A 17,637-nucleotide genomic window follows, 5' to 3' on the forward strand; every position below is an offset into this window, starting at 1 on the left:
CATGCATGCGATCACGATCCCCGAAGCCGGTGGACCCGAAGCGCTCGTATGGGCCGAGGTCCCCGATCCCGTACCCGGTGAGGGTGAGGTGCTGGTCGACGTCGTGGCCAGCGCCGTGAACCGCGCCGACCTGCTCCAGCGCCAGGGCTTCTACAACCCGCCACCCGGCTCGTCCCCGTATCCGGGGCTCGAGTGCGCGGGCCGCGTCACCGACATCGGGCCGGGCGTCTCCGGCTGGAAGATCGGCGACGAGGTGTGCGCGCTGCTCGCCGGCGGCGGTTACGCCGAACAGGTCGTCGTCCCCGCCGGTCAGTTGCTGCCCGTTCCCGAGGGCGTCGATCTCGTCACCGCGGCCGCGCTGCCCGAGGTGACGTCGACGGTCTGGTCCAACGTCTTCATGATTTCCCACCTCCGGCCCGGCGAGACGTTCCTCGTGCACGGCGGTTCCAGCGGTATCGGCACCATGGCGATCCAGCTGGCGAAGGCCGTCGGCGCCAGGGTGGCGGTCACCGCGGGCACCAAGGAGAAGCTCGGCTTCTGCGCGGAGCTCGGCGCGGACATCCTCATCAACTACCGCGAGCAGGACTTCGTCGAGGAGATCAAGAACGCGACGGACGGCGCGGGCGCGGACGTCATCCTCGACAACATGGGCGCCAAATACCTGGACCGGAACGTGCAGTCCCTTGCCACCAACGGTCGTCTCGCGATCATCGGCATGCAGGGCGGCGCCAAGGGCGAGCTGAACATCGGCGCACTCCTCACCAAGCGCGCCGCCGTCACCGCGACGTCGCTGCGCGGGCGGCCCGCCGAGGAGAAGGCGTCGATCGTTGCCGCGGTGCGCGAGCACGTGTGGCCGCTGATCGCCGCGGGACACGTTCGCCCGATCGTCGACCAGACGGTGCCGATGAATGACGCGGCGACCGCCCATCGCGTACTGGAGGAGAGCAACCACATCGGGAAGGTGCTGCTCGTCCGCTGAGGGCGGGCGCTGAGGACGTCCGCTGAGCGCTGCCGTTGGCTGCGGGTGATCCGTGGCGTGTCGCGCGGTTCCCCGCGCCCCACCTTGGGCGCGGGGAACTCGAGATGCCGGACGAGCGTCACCATGTGAGGCTTGATCCACGCTTCAGTGATCTCTCCGACCCGGTAGCGGGAGGGAGTCGGCGCGGTGACTCCATGGCTTCGCCCCTTGTTGATCCTTACGGTGCTGATCGCCGTCGCACCTGTCTCCTTCGCGTGCTCCCTCGCATACGCGGTCGAGCCCTCACCCCGTGAGACCCGTGCCGGAAGCGTCCCCGGCGAGGGCCGTGCCAGGCCCGGCCGTGATGACCCCGCGCCGTCGGCCGCGACGTCCCTGCCGCCCCCGAGGCCGGCGACGCAGGCCCCCACGCCCGCGGTGAAGCCCGCACAGCCGGTAGAGCCGGTACGGCCGGCGCAGCCGGTTCGGCCCCCGGGGCAGTCCACCACCGCGTCCGACATCACCCGGCGGACAGCAGCCCAGCCCGCTGTGCCCGGCCTCCGTGTGCTCCCGCTCGGCAGCGGCCTGGTCCTCATCGGCCTCGGTCTCGGGTCCTTCGCCGTGCGGCTGCGGCGGGGCTGACCCGGACGGACCGGCGGACGCCGACACGACCGGACCCTTCGTACACGGTCGTACAGGGTGGATCAGTGGCAAATGGGGGCACCACCGATGTGTGACGTACGGGTGCGAGAGAATGGCGGCATGGAGATGCCGAGGAACGAAAGGTCGCCGGAGAGCCCCCAGGTCCTGGTCGTTGGACAGGACGGAATGGCGCTCGGCGGCGGCGGAGACGACGAATCCCGCGAGGTCCCGGTGACGGACATGGTCGAACAGCCGGCGAAGGTCATGCGCATCGGCAGCATGATCAAGCAGCTGCTCGAGGAGGTGCGGGCGGCACCTCTCGACGAGGCGAGCCGAGTGCGGCTCAAGGAGATCCACGCCAGTTCGGTCAAGGAGCTCGAGGACGGTCTCGCCCCCGAGCTCGTCGAGGAACTGGAGCGTCTCTCCCTCCCCTTCACCGACGAGGGAGTGCCCAGCGACGCCGAGCTGCGTATCGCGCAGGCCCAGCTGGTGGGGTGGCTCGAAGGTCTCTTCCACGGGATCCAGACGGCTCTCTTCGCGCAGCAGATGGCGGCGCGGGCGCAGCTGGAGTCGATGCGGCGTGCGTTGCCGCCCGGCGTGGGCGGCGGCGAGGAGGAAGAGGACGGCGGTATCGCGGGACGGACCGGAGGGCCTTACCTCTAAGCCTTCTGAAACAACGCGAAGGGCCCGGTCACCTTGTGACCGGGCCCTTCGCTTCGATTACTGCGGCTGCGGCTGCGGCTGCGGCTGAGGCAGATCAGGCCGGGTTGCCCGTGGAGATGGTGAACTCGATGTTCACGTCGTCCGGGTCGATGTCCGAGCCCTCCTTGGGGGACTGCATCATGACCGTGTCCTGCCCGTAGGTGTTCTCGTCCACCGTGCGCTTGTCGAACTGCCAGCCCGCCGCCTGCAGGCACTTCTGCACGGAACGCCAGTCCTGGAACGTGAAGTCAGGGACCTTGATCTTGGTCTCGTCGTTGTACGCCGTGTCGGGCTCGGTGCACTCTTCGGTGTCGATCGTCTTCGACCGGTCCGGACCGCGGTGCCCCGCCACCGGCGCCTTCGACTCCTTGCCCTTGTCGCCCTTGTCGTCGTCGCCGTTCAGGGACATCACCGTGATCAGGCCGCCGATGGCGAGCAGCGCGACGATGATCGAGCCCACGATCACCGGCATGTTCCGCTTGCCGCCGCCCGAGCCACCGCCCTGCGCCGACGTCTGCGTCGGCTGCTGCGGCGTGAGGGAGTACGGCGGCGGGGTCTGCGCGGACTGCGGGGCGTACGCGTTCACGGGCGCCGGGGTCTGGTAGCCACCCTGCTGCGGGTAGCCGTACCCCGGCGTGACGGGGCCCGGGGCAGGGGTGGGCGGGCCGTAAGGACCCGACTGGTACGGCGTCTGGACGCCGCCCTGCTGCGGGAGCGAGGAGTCGACCGGCGGGAAGACGGCGGCGCCGACGCCCGCGCCGCTCGCGGTCTGGGCGCCCGGCACGATGCTCGGCGTGGCGGCCTGCAGGGACTGGGCGACGCGCAGGCACTCGTCGCGCATGGCCTCGGCGGTGGGGAAGCGCTCGTTCGGGTTCTTCTTGAGCGCGCGGGCGATGATCGCGTCGACCGCGGGCGGCAGCGAGCGGTTGATCGAGGACGGAGCGATCGGCTCCTCCTGGACGTGCGCGTACGCGATGGCCAGCGGCGAGTCCGCCTCGAAGGGCAGCCGCCCGGTCGTCAGCTGGAAGAGCATGATGCCGACGGAGTAGAGGTCGGACCGGGCGTCCACGCCGCGGCCGAGCGCCTGCTCCGGGGAGAGGTACTGGGGGGTGCCGACGACCATGCCGGTCTGCGTCATGGAGGTGACGCCGGACTGCATGGCGCGGGCGATGCCGAAGTCCATGACCTTGACGACGTTGCGCTTCGTCATCATCACGTTGCCGGGCTTGATGTCGCGGTGGACGAGGCCCATCTCGTGGCTGATCTCGAGAGCGGCCAGCACATCGGCCGTGATCTTCAGCGCCTGGTCGGTGGGCATCGCGCCGAACTGGGCGACGGACGCGTCGAGCACGGAGCCGAGCGGCTTGCCCTCCACGTACTCCATGACGATGTACGGCATGGTCGCGCCGTCGAGGTCGTCCTCGCCGGTGTCGAAGACCGACACGATGTTCGTGTGCGTGAGCTTGGCCACCGACTGGGCCTCGCGGCGGAAGCGCTCGCGGAAGGACTGTTCGCGGCCGAGCTCGGTGTGAAGCGTCTTGATCGCTACTTGACGGTCGAGCACCGAGTCGTACGCCAGGTGAACGGAGGCCATGCCGCCTTCACCGAGAAGATCGCGCAGCTGGTACCGGCCACCGGCCAGCGAGCGTCCCGCATACCGTCCCTGTGCGCCGTCCTGGCTGCTCATGTCGTGCGTCCCCCATCGGCGCGGTGTGCCGGACGGCTCCGCGATCTGTGATCGATTCCCGCTATTCCTGGCCAAGTCTGCCCGAGGGCACCGACACGTCAAGCTCGATGCCCGTTCCGTGACCGTACGCGCAAGAAGCGTCTCGGAAGCGTTACAAGTTTGCGCGGGAGAGCACTCGGCGGGTTTGATGTCCGGTCCACCTCGAACCGCCGCGCCGCGCGAAGGCTGTAGCGTGGCCCGGCGGGGTTCCCCCGGTACCACCGAGCACCACGACCAGAAACGACGGCGAGGACTGATGGCACAGACGCAGCGCGCTCAGGGCCCGTCCGACCCCGAGGCGAGTGGCGGCGGCATGTCAGACGCGCCGGAGTTGTGGGGTAACGGCGGACTTGTTGGAGACGGCCGTTATCGGCTGACCCACAGACTCGGCCGGGGCGGCATGGCGGAGGTGTTCGCGGCCGAGGACGTACGTCTCGGCCGTACGGTCGCCGTCAAGCTCCTCCGCTCCGACCTCGCGGAGGACCCGGTCTCCAAGGCCCGCTTCACGCGTGAGGCCCAGTCGGTGGCGGGGCTCAACCACCATGCGGTGGTGGCGGTCTACGACTCCGGCGAGGACGTCGTCGGGCCGAGTGTCGTCCCGTACATCGTCATGGAGATCGTCGAGGGCCGGACGATCCGCGATCTGCTGCTCAACGCGGAGGCGCCGGGCCCCGAGCAGGCCCTGATCATCGTCTCCGGGGTACTCGAGGCGCTCGCGTACTCGCACCAGCACGGCATCGTGCACCGCGACATCAAGCCCGCCAACGTGATCATCACCGACACCGGCGCGGTGAAGGTGATGGACTTCGGCATCGCCCGTGCGCTGCACGGCGCGCAGTCGACGATGACCCAGACCGGCATGGTCATGGGCACGCCCCAGTACCTCTCCCCGGAGCAGGCGCTCGGCAAGGCGGTCGACCACCGCTCCGACCTTTACGCGACCGGCTGTCTGCTCTACGAACTCCTCGCGCTGCGGCCCCCGTTCACCGGTGAGACGCCGCTCTCCGTGGTCTACCAGCACGTCCAGGACATCCCCGTACCGCCGTCGGAGACCTCTGACGGGTCGCCGCCGGAGCTGGACGGCCTGGTGATGCGTTCGCTCGCCAAGGACCCGGACGACCGGTTCCAGACGGCCGAGGAGATGCGCGGCCTGGTCCAGTACGGCCTGCAGATGCTGCACGAGCAGGGCAGCCACACCGGGACCTGGAACACCGGCCCCGTCGGCGTGGCGGGCATGCACGAGGGCGGCAGCACCCCGGCGATGGGCGTCGCGGGCACCACCGCGATGCAGCACCCGGGCGACTCCGGCACCGCGCAGATCCCGGGCGCCATGCTGCGCCCGCCGGGCGGCGACGACGGCGGCTTCGAGGGCGGTCACCGCGACGGGAACGGCGGCGGCCGCGGCAAGGTGTGGATCCTCGCCGTGCTCGCGGTCATCGCGATCGCCGTGGGTGTCGCGTTCGCGCTGACGGCCGGCGACGACAAGACGAAGGACAAGGACACCCCGACCAAGGCGCCGACGAAGCAGTCGGAGTCGAAGAAGCCGAGCAAGAGCGCGGACGAGGAGACCTCGGACGATTCCGCGACGCCCGGCGACGGCTCCGGCGGTCAGGGCGACTGGACCCCGTCCGCGCCGAACACCACCGGCCCGACGGCGCCCACGACGCCGACCGAGACCGAGCCGTCGGACGACCCGACGCAGCCGACGGACGAGCCCACCGAGCCGACGGACGACCCCACCGAGCCGACGGACGACCCCAGCTCCCCGGAGAGCGAGGACCCGCCGGTGACGAACGGCGGCACCGGTGACGTCGCCGGTAACGAGGGTGACGGCTGAGCCCAGGCGCACAGCCCGTAAACGAGACGCACGCGCGCGTGGAGCCCCGAAAGGGCCCCACGCGCGCGTGCGTCGTCTTCAGTCGCCTCAGAGAGTCAGTCGTCTCGGAGAGTCACTCGTTCAGAAGGTGCGCTGGAGCTGTCGCTGCCGGCCGCCGTGGAGGGTGTGCACCGTGGCCAGCTGCGGTTCGATGCGCATGTAGACCGGGTCGTAGAGCTCGCCGTCCACGTAGTGCGGGCCGGGGCCGAAGAGTTCGAGCTCGGCGGTGGTCGGCTCGAAGGCCTCGCAGAGGCCGACGAACTGCACGGTCCACTGGCCCGTGCGCGCGGTCTCCGCGCTGAGGTTGTCCGCCCCGTAGGCGACGACACTGCCGATGCAGGCCTCGTGGTAGCCGTATCCCTTGTGCATCCGCAGGAGGATGCGCCCGTCCACGACGACGTGGCGGGCCGCGGCGAGGAAGGGCAGCGCACGCATGCTGGTCGCCACCCGGCCGTAGTCGGTGCGGTCGAGCAGTTCGAAGGCGAGCCGTTCGTCCTGTTCCTGATCTTCGGAGGGCATGCGTCCACCCTCGGGCACCGGCGGGGGGCCGGGGAAGGGGATCCCGCCCCTAGGGGACGGGGACGTAAGTCCCCTTTTCGGTCACAAAACGTGACCGAGCGTGTCAGTGCTGTTGTTCCGCCTGCATGCGTGCCACGTACGCGGCGGCCTGGGAGCGGCGTTCCATGCCGAGCTTGGAGAGCAGGCTGGACACATAGTTCTTGATCGTCTTCTCGGCGAGGTGCAGCCGTTCACCGATCACCCGGTTGGTCAGTCCCTCGCCGATCAGGTCGAGGATCTTCCGCTCCTGGTCCGTGAGGTTCGCAAGACGGTCGTCGCCCTTGGGGGTGTTCCCGTCGCGCAGCCGCTCCAGGACGCGGGCCGTGGCGACGGGGTCGAGCAGGGACTTTCCGGCTGCCACGTCGCGAACGGCGGAGAGGAGTTCATTGCCGCGAATGGCCTTCAGGACATAGCCGGAAGCGCCGGCCATGATCGCGTCGAAGAGAGCCTCGTCGTCAGCGAACGAGGTGAGCATCAGGCATTTGATGTCCTCGTTCTGCGAACGGATCTCGCGGCAGACCTCCACGCCGCTGCCGTCCGGCAGGCGCACGTCGAGAACGGCCACGTCCGGCCGTGTCGCCGGGATCCTGACCAGGGCGTCCGCCGCTGTTCCGGCTTCTCCGACCACCTCGATGTCGGATTCCACGGAGAGCAGCTCATGGACTCCACGGCGGACCACTTCATGGTCGTCGAGGAGAAATACCGTAATTTTTCCGTCTTCGCGCACGGAGCCAGTCTCACACATGATCTCTCCCAGTGCCTGAGCTGAACTCTTCCCGTGCGCGGGGTGGCCGGGATAACGTGCCGGTGTTCCGGCCCCCTGCCAGGCTGTGATCAGTGCTGTGACCAGGAACTGTTCCCGACTTTCTGCATTTACTCGGAAATCCAAGCAGTCAGATACTTGGAAATCCAAGCAAATTCGCAGGTCAGATGGGGTTTCACAGAATTGGGAAGCACTGGGTAACGTGCATTGTGCAGGGCGCTCGCCGGGGCACCTGTCACGCCTGTTCCCGGCCGAGTCGCACCCACCCCGTGCGCGGGCACGGATCAGGCGAGCCGCACTGGCTTACCCGGTAATCCCGGGGGCCGGACCGACGGAGGAGCACACGTGACCGTGGAGAGCACCGCCGCGCGCACACCGCGCCGCAGCAGTACGAGCGGCGGGAAGCGCGCCAGCGCCAAGAAGGCCGCGCCGAAGAAGAGCACGGAGCCCCAGCTCGTACAGCTGCTGACCCCCGAGGGCAAGAGGGTCAAGAACGCCGAGTACGACCAGTACGTCGCCGGGATCACCGCCGATGACCTGCGCGCCCTGTACCGCGACATGGTCCTCACCCGCCGCTTCGACGCCGAGGCCACCTCCCTGCAGCGCCAGGGCGAGCTGGGCCTGTGGGCGTCTCTGCTCGGCCAGGAGGCCGCCCAGATCGGCTCCGGCCGTGCCACGCGCCAGGACGACTACGTCTTCCCGACCTACCGCGAGCACGGCGTCGCCTGGTGCCGCGGGGTCGACCCGACCAATCTGCTCGGGATGTTCCGCGGTGTGAACCACGGTGGCTGGGACCCGAACACCAACAACTTCCACCTGTACACGATCGTCATCGGCTCGCAGACCCTGCACGCCACCGGTTACGCGATGGGTGTGGCCAAGGACGGTGCGGACTCGGCCGTGATCGCGTACTTCGGGGACGGCGCCTCCAGCCAGGGCGACGTCGCCGAGGCCTTCACCTTCTCGGCGGTCTACAACGCTCCCGTCGTGTTCTTCTGCCAGAACAACCAGTGGGCGATCTCCGAGCCCACCGAGAAGCAGACCCGGGTGCCGCTCTACCAGCGTGCGCAGGGCTTCGGCTTCCCGGGTGTGCGGGTCGACGGCAACGACGTCCTCGCCGTGCTCGCCGTCACCAAGTGGGCCCTGGAGAGGGCGCGTACGGGCGAGGGACCGGCGCTCATCGAGGCGTTCACCTACCGCATGGGCGCCCACACCACTTCGGACGACCCGACCAAGTACCGCAGCGACGACGAGCGCGAGGCCTGGGAGGCGAAGGACCCGATCCTGCGCCTGCGGACCTACCTCGAGGCCGAAGGTCACGCGGATGAGGGATTTTTCGCGGAACTCGAGGCGGAGAGCGAAGCGTTGGGCAAGCGAGTGCGAGAGGTGGTGCGGGCGATGCCGGATCCGGATCTGATGGCGATCTTCGAGAACGCGTATGCGGACGGGCATGCGCTGGTCGACGAGGAGCGCGCGCAGTTCGCCGCCTACCAGGCGTCTTTCGCTGAAGAAGGCGGTAAGTGACCATGGGCGTACAGAAATTTCCCCTTGCCAAAGCGATCAACGAATCGCTGCGTACGGCGCTGGACACCGACCCCAAGGTCCTCATCATGGGCGAGGACGTCGGCAAGCTCGGCGGCGTCTTCCGGGTGACGGACGGGCTGCAGAAGGACTTCGGCGAGGACCGTGTCATCGACACCCCGCTCGCCGAGTCGGGCATCGTCGGCACGGCCATCGGCCTGGCTCTCCGGGGTTACCGCCCGGTGGTGGAGATCCAGTTCGACGGCTTCGTCTTCCCGGCGTACGACCAGATCGTCACGCAGCTCGCGAAGATGCACGCCCGCGCGCTCGGCAAGATCAAGATGCCGGTCGTCATCCGCATTCCGTACGGCGGCGGCATCGGCGCCGTCGAGCACCACAGCGAGTCGCCCGAGGCGCTGTTCGCGCACGTGGCGGGCCTCAAGGTCGTCTCGCCGTCGAACTCGTCGGATGCCTACTGGATGATGCAGCAGGCCATCCAGAGCGATGACCCGGTGATCTTCTTCGAGCCGAAGCGGCGTTACTGGGACAAGAGCGAGGTCGACACCGAAGCCATCCCGGCGCCGCTGCACAAGGCGCGCGTCGCCCGTGAGGGCACGGACCTGACGCTCGTCGCGTACGGCCCGATGGTGAAGGTCTGTCTGGAGGCCGCCGCGGCAGCCGCCGAAGAGGGCAAGTCCCTCGAGGTCGTCGACCTGCGCTCCATGTCGCCGATGGACTTCGACGCGGTGCAGACGTCGGTCGAGAAGACGCGGCGGCTCGTCGTGGTCCATGAGGCCCCGGTGTTCCTGGGTGCGGGCGCGGAGATCGCGGCGCGCATCACCGAGCGCTGCTTCTACCACCTTGAGGCTCCCGTGCTGCGGGTCGGCGGTTTCCACGCGCCGTATCCGCCGGCGCGGTTGGAAGAGGAGTACCTGCCGGGTCTCGACCGGGTGCTCGACACTGTCGACCGCTCGCTGGCGTTCTGAGGGAGAGGGTCGTGACGACGATGACAGACGCTGCGCTGGCCGAGTTCAAGATGCCCGACGTGGGCGAGGGGCTCACCGAGGCGGAGATCCTCAAGTGGTTCGTGGCGCCCGGCGACACGGTCACCGACGGGCAGGTGGTGTGCGAGGTCGAGACGGCCAAGGCCGCCGTCGAGCTGCCCATTCCGTTCAACGGTGTCGTGCGTGAACTGCGCTTCCCCGAGGGCACCACGGTCGATGTCGGCCAGGTGATCATCGCGGTGGACGTCTCCGGCGGCAGCGCGCCCGCCGCGTCCGCGGAGGCAGCCGCCGCCCCGGCGCAGGAAGCCGCTCCCCGCGAAGCCGCTCCCCGCGAAGCCGCTCCCCAGGAGCCCGATGCCGAGGAGGAGGCTCCGCAGGGCCGCCAGCCGGTGCTGGTCGGCTATGGGGTCGCCGAGTCCTCGACGAAGCGCCGCGCGCGCAAGTCGGCGCAGGACCAGGCCGATGCGGCCGGGACGTACTACGCGGCCGCGGTCCAGGCCGAGCTGAACGGCTCAGGGACGGCTGCCGCGCCCCAGGCCCCCGCTCCCACCGCCCCGGTGGGCAGCAGGCCGTTGGCCAAGCCGCCGGTGCGCAAGCTCGCCAAGGACCTGGGCGTCGACCTCGCGGCCATCGTGCCGTCCGGGGCCGACGGGATCATCACGCGCGAGGACGTGCACGCGGCGGTGGCCCCGGTCTCCGCCGCACCGGCAGCCTCCGCGCCGGCGGCACCCGCGGAAGCCCCCGCCCCCGCCCCGCAGCGGACGCAGGCCGAAGCACCGGTCGCCGCCCCCGGGGTGAGCGGTGACGCCCGCGAGACCCGCATCCCCGTCAAGGGCGTCCGCAAGGCGATCGCCCAGGCGATGGTCGGCTCGGCCTTCACGGCGCCGCACGTCACGGAGTTCGTGACGGTGGACGTGACGCGCACGATGAAGCTGGTCGATGAGCTGAAGCGAGACGCAGACAAGTACGGCTTCACGGGCCTGCGGGTCAATCCGCTGCTGCTCATCTCCAAGGCGCTGCTCGTGGCGATCCGGCGGAACCCGGAGGTCAACGCGTCCTGGGACGAGGCGAATCAGGAGATCGTCCAGAAGCACTACGTGAACCTGGGCATCGCCGCCGCGACACCGCGCGGCCTGGTCGTCCCGAACATCAAGGACGCGCACGCCAAGACGCTGCCCGAACTGGCCGAGTCGCTCGGCGAGTTGGTGTCCACGGCCCGCGAGGGCAAGACGTCGCCGGGCGCGATGCAGGGCGGCACGGTCACCATCACGAACGTCGGCGTCTTCGGGGTCGACACCGGCACGCCGATCCTGAACCCCGGCGAGTCCGCGATCCTCGCGGTCGGCACGATCAAGCTCCAGCCCTGGGTCCACAAGGGCAAGGTCAAGCCGCGCCAGGTGACGACGCTCGCGCTCTCCTTCGACCACCGCCTGGTCGACGGCGAGCTCGGCTCCAAGGTGCTCGCCGATGTGGCGGCCATCCTGGAGCAGCCCAAGCGGCTCATCAGCTGGGCATAGCACCTGAGTACAGCGTCCGGGTACACCTGGACGCATACGCCGACGGGGCCCCGCCACACATCGTGGCGGGGCCCCGTCGGCGTATCGCAAGAACTGCTTAAGTGCTGCTTCCGGGCTACACCTTGAAGCCGTAGTCCATCAGCTTCTTCGCGTCCTTCGTGCGGTTGTTCACGGAGGACGAGGTCAGGACCGTGCCGATGACCGTCTTGCCGTTGCGGGTCGCGGCGAAGACCAGGCAGTACTTGGCCTGCGGGCCGGAGCCGGTCTTCACGCCGATGGCGCCGCTGTAGCTGCTGAGCAGGTTGTTCGTGTTCGACCACGACATGTAGCGGTAGCCGCCGCTCTTCGTGGTGACCTTCTGCTTCGTCGACTTCGTCTTCACGACCGTACGGAACGTGGAGCTCTTCATCGCGCTGCTGGCGAGCTTCGTCAGATCGCGGGGCGTCGAGTAGTTGCCCGCGCCGCCGATGCCGTCGAACGAGTCGAAGTGCGTGTTGCGCAGACCGAGGCTCCTGGCCTGGGTGTTCATCTTGCCGATGAACGACTTCACGCGGGCGGAGCGGGTGGAGCCCTTGCCGAACTTATCCGCGAGGGCGTACGCCGCGTCGCAGCCGGACGGCAGCATCAGGCCGTACAGGAGCTGGCGGACGGTGACCTTGTCGCCGACGATCAGCCGGGCCGACGAGGCGGTGTTCCTGACGATGTAGTCGCTGTAGGCCTTTTCGATCTTGACCTTGGAGTTGAGGTTGAGGTTCGGCTGCGAGAGCACCACCTTCGCCGTCATGATCTTGGTGGTGGAGCCGGTGGACCGGCGTGTGTCCGCCGACTTGGTGAAGAGCGTCTTGCCCGTGCCGTTGTTCATGACGAAGCCGCCCTTGGCGACGATCGACGGCTTGGGCAGCGAGGCCGCATGGGCCGGGGTCGTGAGGGCTCCGCCCGCGAGAACCGCACTCGCGGTGACGATAACGGCCGATGCGCGGCGAATGCCCTTAATGGGGGTTTTCAAGTTCAATGCTCCAAATGCCCCTGGAATGCGGCCACATGAGGGTGCCGCTTGATAGTGAGACACACGAGAGAGGCAAATGGATGCGTCTGAACGAGGTCCTATATGGGTGATGTCCGGATCGTGGAATGGACGACCTCATGGGTACGTGTTGTATCTATGCTGTGCGCATGCCTGTCGCACCCGCCTCGCCCCCCACTCGCGCCCTGAAGCAACCGCCCGCCGCCGAGCGTGTGTACGCGCATGTCAAGCAAGGGGTACTCGACCGCCGGTACGAGGGCGGCACGCTGCTCACCGAAGGTGAGCTCGCCGAAGCCGTCGGGGTGTCCCGCACGCCGGTGCGCGAGGCCCTCCTGAAGCTGGAGGTGGAGGGGCTTCTCCGGCTCTATCCGAAGAAGGGTGCGCTGGTCCTGCCGGTGTCCGTGCAGGAGATCGCCGATGTCGTCGAGACGCGGCTCCTGGTGGAGACGCACTCGGTGCGCAAGGCGGTGCCCGCGCCCGGGGCGCTGATCGCCCGCCTCGAGGAGCTGCTGCGGCAGCAGCGCGAGCAGGCCGCCGCCGGGGACCTCTCCGCCGCCGCCGTGACCGACCGGTGCTTCCATGCCGAGATCGTGCGGAGCGGCGGGAACGAAATCCTTGCCCGTCTCTACGACCAGCTCCGTGACCGGCAGCTGCGGATGGGCGTCGCCGTGATGCACTCCCATCCCGACCGGATCGCCAAGACGCTCGCCGAGCACGAGGAGATCCTGAACGCCCTGCGCGGCGGGGACGCGGATGCCGCGGAGGCGGTGGTCACCCGGCACGTCGGGTGGTTCCAGAATCTCGCGCGAGGGGATGTGCGATGAGCTCGGCCTCCGCCCCCGTTTCCCTCCCCGGTGACCCTCCCGGTGGCAAGAAGGCCGTGCTCGTCTGGGGGATCGGTGTCGCCGTCTACTTCGTCGCCGTCATCTTCCGGACCTCCCTCGGGGTCGCCGGGCTCGACGCCGCCGACCGGTTCCACGTCAACGCGTCCGCGCTCTCGACCTTCTCGATCCTCCAGCTCCTCGTCTACGCGGGCATGCAGATACCCGTCGGCCTGATGGTCGACCGGCTCGGCACCAAGCGCGTGCTGACCATCGGAGTCGTGCTCTTCACGCTCGGGCAGCTCGGCTTCGCGTTCTCCCCCTCGTACGGAATGGCGCTCGCGTCCCGCGCGCTGCTCGGCTGCGGTGACGCGCTGACCTTCATCAGCGTGCTGCGCCTGGGCACCCGCTGGTTCCCGGCCCGCCGCGGCCCCCTGGTCGCCCAGCTCGCGGGCCTGGTCGGCATGGCGGGCAACCTCGTCTCCACCCTCGTCCTCGCCCGGCTCCTGCACTCCGTCGGCTGGACCGCGGCCTTCGCGGGCAGCGCCCTCTGCGGGGTCGTCGTCCTCGTCCTGATGACCCTCTTCCTCAAGGACCACCCCGAGGGGCACGAGCCGGAGCCGGCGCGGCACACCGGCGGGGCCTTCGTGCGCAAGCAGATCGCCCTGAGCTGGCGCGAGCCCGGCACCCGGCTGGGGCTGTGGGTGCACTTCACCACGCAGTTCCCCGCGATGGTGTTCCTGTTGCTCTGGGGGCTGCCGTTCCTCGTCGAGGCGCAGGGGCTCTCGCGGGCGACGGCCGGGACGCTGCTCACGCTCGTCGTGCTGTCCAACATGATGGTGGGCCTGGTCTACGGCCAGATCGTCGCCCGGCACCACGCGGCCCGCACGCCCCTGGCCATCGGCACCGTCGCGGCCACGGCCACGATGTGGGCGGTCACGATCCACTACCCCGGCGACCACGCCCCGATGGGCCTGCTCATCGCGCTGTGCGCCGTGCTCGGCGCCTGCGGGCCCGCGTCCATGATCGGCTTCGACTTCGCGCGGCCCGCGAACCCGCCGGAGCGGCAGGGCACCGCGTCCGGCATCGTGAACATGGGCGGCTTCGTCGCCTCCATGACGACGCTGCTCGCCATCGGCGTGCTCCTGGACGCGACCGGCGACAACTACCGGATCGCCTTCTCCGCCGTCTTCGTCCTGGAGGCGGTCGGCCTCAGCCAGATCCTGCGGCTGCGGACGCGCGCGGTGCGCCGGGAGAAGGAGCGTCTTGTCGCCAGCCGCGTCGAGGCCGTGCACGTCCCTGTCTGAGCCGGGAACCGGCCCCAGGGCTACGGCGTGACCGCGAACTCCCGCAGGATCGCCTCGCCCAGACCGTGATCGCCCTCGATCTTGATCCGGTCGGCCACCGAGGCATACGTGACGCGACCGCACGCGAGGCGGAAGTACGTCTCCCAGTCCAGGCTCAGCGTGGCGAGCGGGCCGAGGGAGGGGGCGCTGTCGACCGTCGCGTGCCCGTCGGCGTCGACACGGACCGTGCGCAGGAACTCGACGGGGCCGCTGACGTCGAGCACGACCGCCGAGTTCGCCGGTGCCGCGGCCTTCTTGGCGACCACCTTGGGCAGTCCGTGCAGGAGGAGGTCGCGCGCCACGTACGCCCCCTGGGAGTCGAGGTTGCCGGGCTTCTTCAGCGTCGCCCGCAGATCCTGCTCATGCACCCAGACGTCGAACGCCCGCATCCGCGTGGCCAGTTCGAGGGTCTGCTCGGTGCCGAGCGGGCCGCGGATCTTGTGGGAGGGGTCGCGCGACTCGTTCCGCAGCTGCCGCGAGCGGCGGATGATCGTGTACTCCAGCTCGGAGGTCATCTCGGGCGCGGTGTGGTGGCGCCGGACGTCGACCTGGACCTCCATGTAGCGCTGGCCCTCGGTCTGTACGTGGTACAGGTCGCGGGGCAGGGTGTGGATGGGCCGCGGGTCGCCCAGCATCTCGCAGTCCAGGCCTATGACGTGGGAGACGACATCCCGCACCGACCAGCCGGGGCAGGGCGTGGCCCAGTTCCACTCACCCTCGGCGAGCGGTGACACCAGCTCGGATATGGCTGATACGGATTGGGTCCAGGCGTCGGCGTAGGTTTGCAGGCTGGGATGGAGACTCACGGGACCCCTCGACGGTCGTACGCGGGCGGTGGGTGACTGAGACGCGTTGTGGGGGCCCGGGGGAGTCCCCCGGAAAATCACAGTACGCTGCCCGCAGGCACCCCGGCAGTGCTTTCGTGTGACGATCGTAGGCCCGTGTTGACGGCTCGAATGCCAGGACGGTGGTAGTGTGCGCGCCTCCCTCATCCAGATCGCCGTAGACGAGGGCGAATCGGTCAATTCCCGTCGCTCGCGGGTCTCTTCGCTGGTCCGCGAGGTCGCCGAACGGGAGCGGCCGGATCTCGTCGTTCTTCCCGAACTGTGGACCACGGGCGCTTTCGCGTACGAGTCGTTCGCGAGCGAGGCGGAACCGCTCGAAGGTCCCACGTATGAAGCCATGGCCAAGGCCGCGCGTGACGCGGGTGTCTGGCTGCACGCGGGGTCCATCCCGGAGCAGGACGCTGCGGGGGACCTCTACAACACCTCGCTCGTCTTCTCGCCCGAAGGTGAACTCGCCGCCTCGTACCGGAAGATCCACCGGTTCGGCTTCGACAAGGGCGAGGCCGTGCTGATGGGCGCCGGGACCGAACTGACCACGGTGCGGCTGCCGTCCACGACGCTGGGCCTCGCCACCTGTTACGACCTCCGCTTCCCCGAGCTCTTCCGGGGGCTCGTCGACGCGGGCGCCGAAATGTTCGTCGTCCCCGCGGGGTGGCCCGCGCGGCGGCGTGAGCACTGGACGCTGTTCGCGCGGGCGCGCGCCGTCGAGGACCAGGTGTTCGTCCTCGCGTGCGGTACGGGCGGTACGCACGCCGGGGTTCCCCAGGCCGGGCACAGCATCGTCGTCGACCCGTGGGGCGAGGTGCTCGCCGAGGCGGGGGACGGCGAGGAGGTCCTCACCGTCGAGCTCGACCCGGCGAAGGTCGCGGCCACGCGGGATCAGTTCCCCGCGCTGAAGGACCGGCTGCTCGGGATGGACACGCCCCGGCGCTGAGGCCTCGGATCACTGAGACCTCGGGCCACTGAGATCTCCGGCCCGGTCGGCCGCCTCAGTCGTCATCGCCCCGTTCCTTCTCCGCAAGACGGATCACGCAGACCGCGACGGCCAGGAGGAGGGACGCGTCGGCGTCCTCCCGGACGATCTGGAGGCCGTACGCGTCGCGGACCGTGAACCAGCGGCGGGAGATGTCGGCAAGCAGCTCGCCGTCGTACTCGATGGCGAACTCGCGGTCCAGGATCTTGCCGCTCACGTCGAGCTCGGTGCCGTCGACCAGGGCCACGCGGTAGTGGTTGCGCAGGAGCGAGAGGCGTTTGCGCTTGATCGTGGCCAGCTCCTCGCCGTCCCGCTCGATCACCATCGTGTCGCGCAGCGCCAGCATCTTGGCGCGGATGTCGATGAGGACGCGGCCCTGCATGTCCTTGAGCTCGAAGGTCTCGCGCAGGCGCATCGCCTTGCCGTCGACGAGGAAGACCTTCTGCCCCTGGTCGTCCTCGATCCAGTAGTCGTCACCGATGCCGAGCAGCCGGTCGCGTACGAGAAGTTTCATGGGTCCATGACTACCCCGCCGCGCGCACGACAGCGCACGACACAGCCGGTCCGCGCCACTCGGGGGAAAGTGGGACACGGACCGGCTGCGGATCAGGGGAGGCCGCGCGGTCTTACGACAGGGCGTCCTCAAGGGTGTTCTGCCAGTAGGTGACGTGCGAGTCCGCGTTGAGGAGCAGACCCGCGGCGCCGGGGGACTTCACCGTGACGGGTCCGTCCGTGCCCTTGCCGGTCTTGCCGTTCTCGGCGTTCTTGGCGTTCTTGGCGGTGAGCGTGATGCCGAGGGTCTTGGCGCGGTGGGTCTTGACGGCGTCCATGCCCGCGAGGTTGATCGCGGCGTAGGCGGACCGGGCCGGTCCGACCCGGACGACCGACTGGGGGCGGGTGTTCTCGGCCGTCGGGAGGTCCTTGCCGGTCGTCGGGTCGCTGACGACGGGGGCCCCGAGGAGCGAGCAGGCCGTGCCGCCGTTGTTGGTGATCTTGAGCAGGACGAGGGGCGCGGAGCCGCTGGTGTCCTCAAGCGTGATCTTCGTGGTGGCCAGGGTGCAGCCGTCGCCGGCGGCTCGTGGCGCGGGGCCCCTGTCCCCCGGCGTGGTGGCCGTCTTCTCCCCGCTCGACGAGCCGCCCGCGCCGCCCGTGCCCGCCGCCCCCTGGTCCGCACCGGATGCCTTGCCGTCGCCGCTCCCGCTGTCGCACGCGGTGAGCGAGAGGGACAGCGCGGCGAGGACCGCGACGGCGAACGCCGTGTTCTTACGGGCAGTACCGGCGGTACGGGCGGAGCGTGTGGCGCGAGCGGTGGTGCGCATTGCGGTGACTCCCCCGTGAGCGGTGGCCGGTCGTGCTTGCTCCAC

Annotated in this window: 17 protein-coding genes; 10 read left to right on the forward strand and 7 right to left on the reverse strand. The window is 69.4% G+C overall.

The window, feature by feature from the left end; translation table 11 throughout:
- The first annotated feature begins 1 nt into the window (after position 1).
- The 3 genes from AB0E78_RS06645 (at position 2) to AB0E78_RS06655 (ending at position 2,260) form a co-directional block, all read left to right on the forward strand.
- Positions 2-979 (forward strand): NAD(P)H-quinone oxidoreductase, encoded by a 978-nt coding sequence (locus AB0E78_RS06645; RefSeq protein WP_361829023.1) that lies wholly within the window; start codon positions 2-4, stop codon positions 977-979.
- Between the two features lie 186 nt (positions 980-1,165).
- Positions 1,166-1,597 (forward strand): hypothetical protein, encoded by a 432-nt coding sequence (locus tag AB0E78_RS06650; protein ID WP_361829025.1) that lies wholly within the window; start codon positions 1,166-1,168, stop codon positions 1,595-1,597.
- Positions 1,598-1,717: 120 nt separating this feature from the next.
- Positions 1,718-2,260, forward strand: a complete 543-nt coding sequence (locus tag AB0E78_RS06655) for a bacterial proteasome activator family protein (protein ID WP_361829027.1) — start codon at positions 1,718-1,720, stop codon at positions 2,258-2,260.
- Positions 2,261-2,354: 94 nt separating this feature from the next.
- Here the strand turns inward: AB0E78_RS06655 and AB0E78_RS06660 are convergent, their stop codons facing one another.
- Entirely contained in the window at positions 2,355-3,986 is a 1,632-nt protein-coding gene (locus tag AB0E78_RS06660; RefSeq protein WP_361829028.1) for a protein kinase, read from the reverse strand.
- Positions 3,987-4,281: 295 nt separating this feature from the next.
- On the opposite strand from AB0E78_RS06660, the gene AB0E78_RS06665 reads away from it, so the two are divergent.
- On the forward strand, positions 4,282-5,862 hold the full coding sequence (locus AB0E78_RS06665; protein ID WP_361829030.1) for a protein kinase: 1,581 nt from the start codon (positions 4,282-4,284) through the stop codon (positions 5,860-5,862).
- A gap of 120 nt (positions 5,863-5,982) precedes the next feature.
- On the opposite strand, the gene AB0E78_RS06670 is transcribed toward AB0E78_RS06665, so the two are convergent.
- The gene (locus AB0E78_RS06670; RefSeq protein ID WP_361829032.1) at positions 5,983-6,420 is read right to left on the reverse strand and encodes a pyridoxamine 5'-phosphate oxidase family protein; all 438 of its coding nucleotides are present in this window, start codon (positions 6,418-6,420) and stop codon (positions 5,983-5,985) included.
- Between the two features lie 103 nt (positions 6,421-6,523).
- On the reverse strand, positions 6,524-7,186 hold the full coding sequence (locus tag AB0E78_RS06675; RefSeq protein WP_361829532.1) for a response regulator transcription factor: 663 nt from the start codon (positions 7,184-7,186) through the stop codon (positions 6,524-6,526).
- 381 nt (positions 7,187-7,567) lie between these two features.
- Here AB0E78_RS06675 and pdhA point away from each other — a divergent pair, with 381 nt between their 5' ends.
- Genes pdhA through AB0E78_RS06690 form a run of 3 tightly spaced genes read left to right on the forward strand, consistent with a single transcriptional unit; the run spans position 7,568 to position 11,264 of the window.
- Positions 7,568-8,746 (forward strand): pyruvate dehydrogenase (acetyl-transferring) E1 component subunit alpha, encoded by a 1,179-nt coding sequence (gene pdhA / locus AB0E78_RS06680; protein WP_361829033.1) that lies wholly within the window; start codon positions 7,568-7,570, stop codon positions 8,744-8,746.
- A 2-nt stretch (positions 8,747-8,748) separates the two neighbouring features.
- The gene (locus AB0E78_RS06685; RefSeq protein WP_361829533.1) at positions 8,749-9,729 is read left to right on the forward strand and encodes an alpha-ketoacid dehydrogenase subunit beta; all 981 of its coding nucleotides are present in this window, start codon (positions 8,749-8,751) and stop codon (positions 9,727-9,729) included.
- 11 nt (positions 9,730-9,740) lie between these two features.
- Entirely contained in the window at positions 9,741-11,264 is a 1,524-nt protein-coding gene (locus tag AB0E78_RS06690; protein ID WP_361829035.1) for a dihydrolipoamide acetyltransferase family protein, read from the forward strand.
- Between the two features lie 115 nt (positions 11,265-11,379).
- On the opposite strand, the gene AB0E78_RS06695 is transcribed toward AB0E78_RS06690, so the two are convergent.
- On the reverse strand, positions 11,380-12,270 hold the full coding sequence (locus AB0E78_RS06695; protein WP_361829036.1) for a D-alanyl-D-alanine carboxypeptidase: 891 nt from the start codon (positions 12,268-12,270) through the stop codon (positions 11,380-11,382).
- 167 nt (positions 12,271-12,437) lie between these two features.
- On the opposite strand from AB0E78_RS06695, the gene AB0E78_RS06700 reads away from it, so the two are divergent.
- Positions 12,438-13,112: a GntR family transcriptional regulator gene (locus tag AB0E78_RS06700; RefSeq protein WP_361829037.1), complete on the forward strand. Its 675-nt coding sequence runs from the start codon at positions 12,438-12,440 to the stop codon at positions 13,110-13,112.
- Complete coding sequence (locus AB0E78_RS06705) at positions 13,109-14,416, forward strand: MFS transporter (protein WP_361829039.1); 1,308 nt, start codon at positions 13,109-13,111, stop codon at positions 14,414-14,416. The genes AB0E78_RS06700 and AB0E78_RS06705 overlap by 4 nt, the downstream gene beginning before the upstream one ends.
- Before the next feature lie 20 nt (positions 14,417-14,436).
- Here AB0E78_RS06705 and AB0E78_RS06710 read toward each other — a convergent pair whose 3' ends face one another.
- On the reverse strand, positions 14,437-15,261 hold the full coding sequence (locus tag AB0E78_RS06710) for a maleylpyruvate isomerase family mycothiol-dependent enzyme (RefSeq protein ID WP_361829041.1): 825 nt from the start codon (positions 15,259-15,261) through the stop codon (positions 14,437-14,439).
- Positions 15,262-15,430: 169 nt separating this feature from the next.
- Here AB0E78_RS06710 and AB0E78_RS06715 point away from each other — a divergent pair, with 169 nt between their 5' ends.
- The gene (locus AB0E78_RS06715; protein ID WP_361829043.1) at positions 15,431-16,234 is read left to right on the forward strand and encodes a carbon-nitrogen family hydrolase; all 804 of its coding nucleotides are present in this window, start codon (positions 15,431-15,433) and stop codon (positions 16,232-16,234) included.
- Between the two features lie 55 nt (positions 16,235-16,289).
- Here the strand turns inward: AB0E78_RS06715 and AB0E78_RS06720 are convergent, their stop codons facing one another.
- Both AB0E78_RS06720 and AB0E78_RS06725 read right to left on the reverse strand, forming a co-directional pair.
- Entirely contained in the window at positions 16,290-16,787 is a 498-nt protein-coding gene (locus AB0E78_RS06720; protein ID WP_361829044.1) for an LURP-one-related family protein, read from the reverse strand.
- Positions 16,788-16,899: 112 nt separating this feature from the next.
- The gene (locus AB0E78_RS06725; RefSeq protein ID WP_361829046.1) at positions 16,900-17,592 is read right to left on the reverse strand and encodes a DUF4232 domain-containing protein; all 693 of its coding nucleotides are present in this window, start codon (positions 17,590-17,592) and stop codon (positions 16,900-16,902) included.
- Positions 17,593-17,637: the final 45 nt, after the last annotated feature.

Source organism: Streptomyces sp. NPDC032198, from assembly GCF_040636975.1.
Taxonomy (GTDB): domain Bacteria; phylum Actinomycetota; class Actinomycetes; order Streptomycetales; family Streptomycetaceae; genus Streptomyces.

Bases quoted from the DNA above. Each gene is read 5' to 3' on its own strand.
- AB0E78_RS06665 (WP_361829030.1), top strand. From the start codon at position 4,282: ATGGCACAGACGCAGCGCGCTCAGGGCCCGTCCGACCCCGAGGCGAGT.
- AB0E78_RS06685 (WP_361829533.1), top strand. From the start codon at position 8,749: ATGGGCGTACAGAAATTTCCCCTTGCCAAAGCGATCAACGAATCGCTG.
- AB0E78_RS06645 (WP_361829023.1), top strand. From the start codon at position 2: ATGCATGCGATCACGATCCCCGAAGCCGGTGGACCCGAAGCGCTCGTA.
- AB0E78_RS06700 (WP_361829037.1), top strand. From the start codon at position 12,438: ATGCCTGTCGCACCCGCCTCGCCCCCCACTCGCGCCCTGAAGCAACCG.
- AB0E78_RS06705 (WP_361829039.1), top strand. From the start codon at position 13,109: ATGAGCTCGGCCTCCGCCCCCGTTTCCCTCCCCGGTGACCCTCCCGGT.
- AB0E78_RS06725 (WP_361829046.1), bottom strand. From the start codon at position 17,592: ATGCGCACCACCGCTCGCGCCACACGCTCCGCCCGTACCGCCGGTACT.
- AB0E78_RS06660 (WP_361829028.1), bottom strand. From the start codon at position 3,986: ATGAGCAGCCAGGACGGCGCACAGGGACGGTATGCGGGACGCTCGCTG.
- AB0E78_RS06655 (WP_361829027.1), top strand. From the start codon at position 1,718: ATGGAGATGCCGAGGAACGAAAGGTCGCCGGAGAGCCCCCAGGTCCTG.
- AB0E78_RS06670 (WP_361829032.1), bottom strand. From the start codon at position 6,420: ATGCCCTCCGAAGATCAGGAACAGGACGAACGGCTCGCCTTCGAACTG.
- AB0E78_RS06720 (WP_361829044.1), bottom strand. From the start codon at position 16,787: ATGAAACTTCTCGTACGCGACCGGCTGCTCGGCATCGGTGACGACTAC.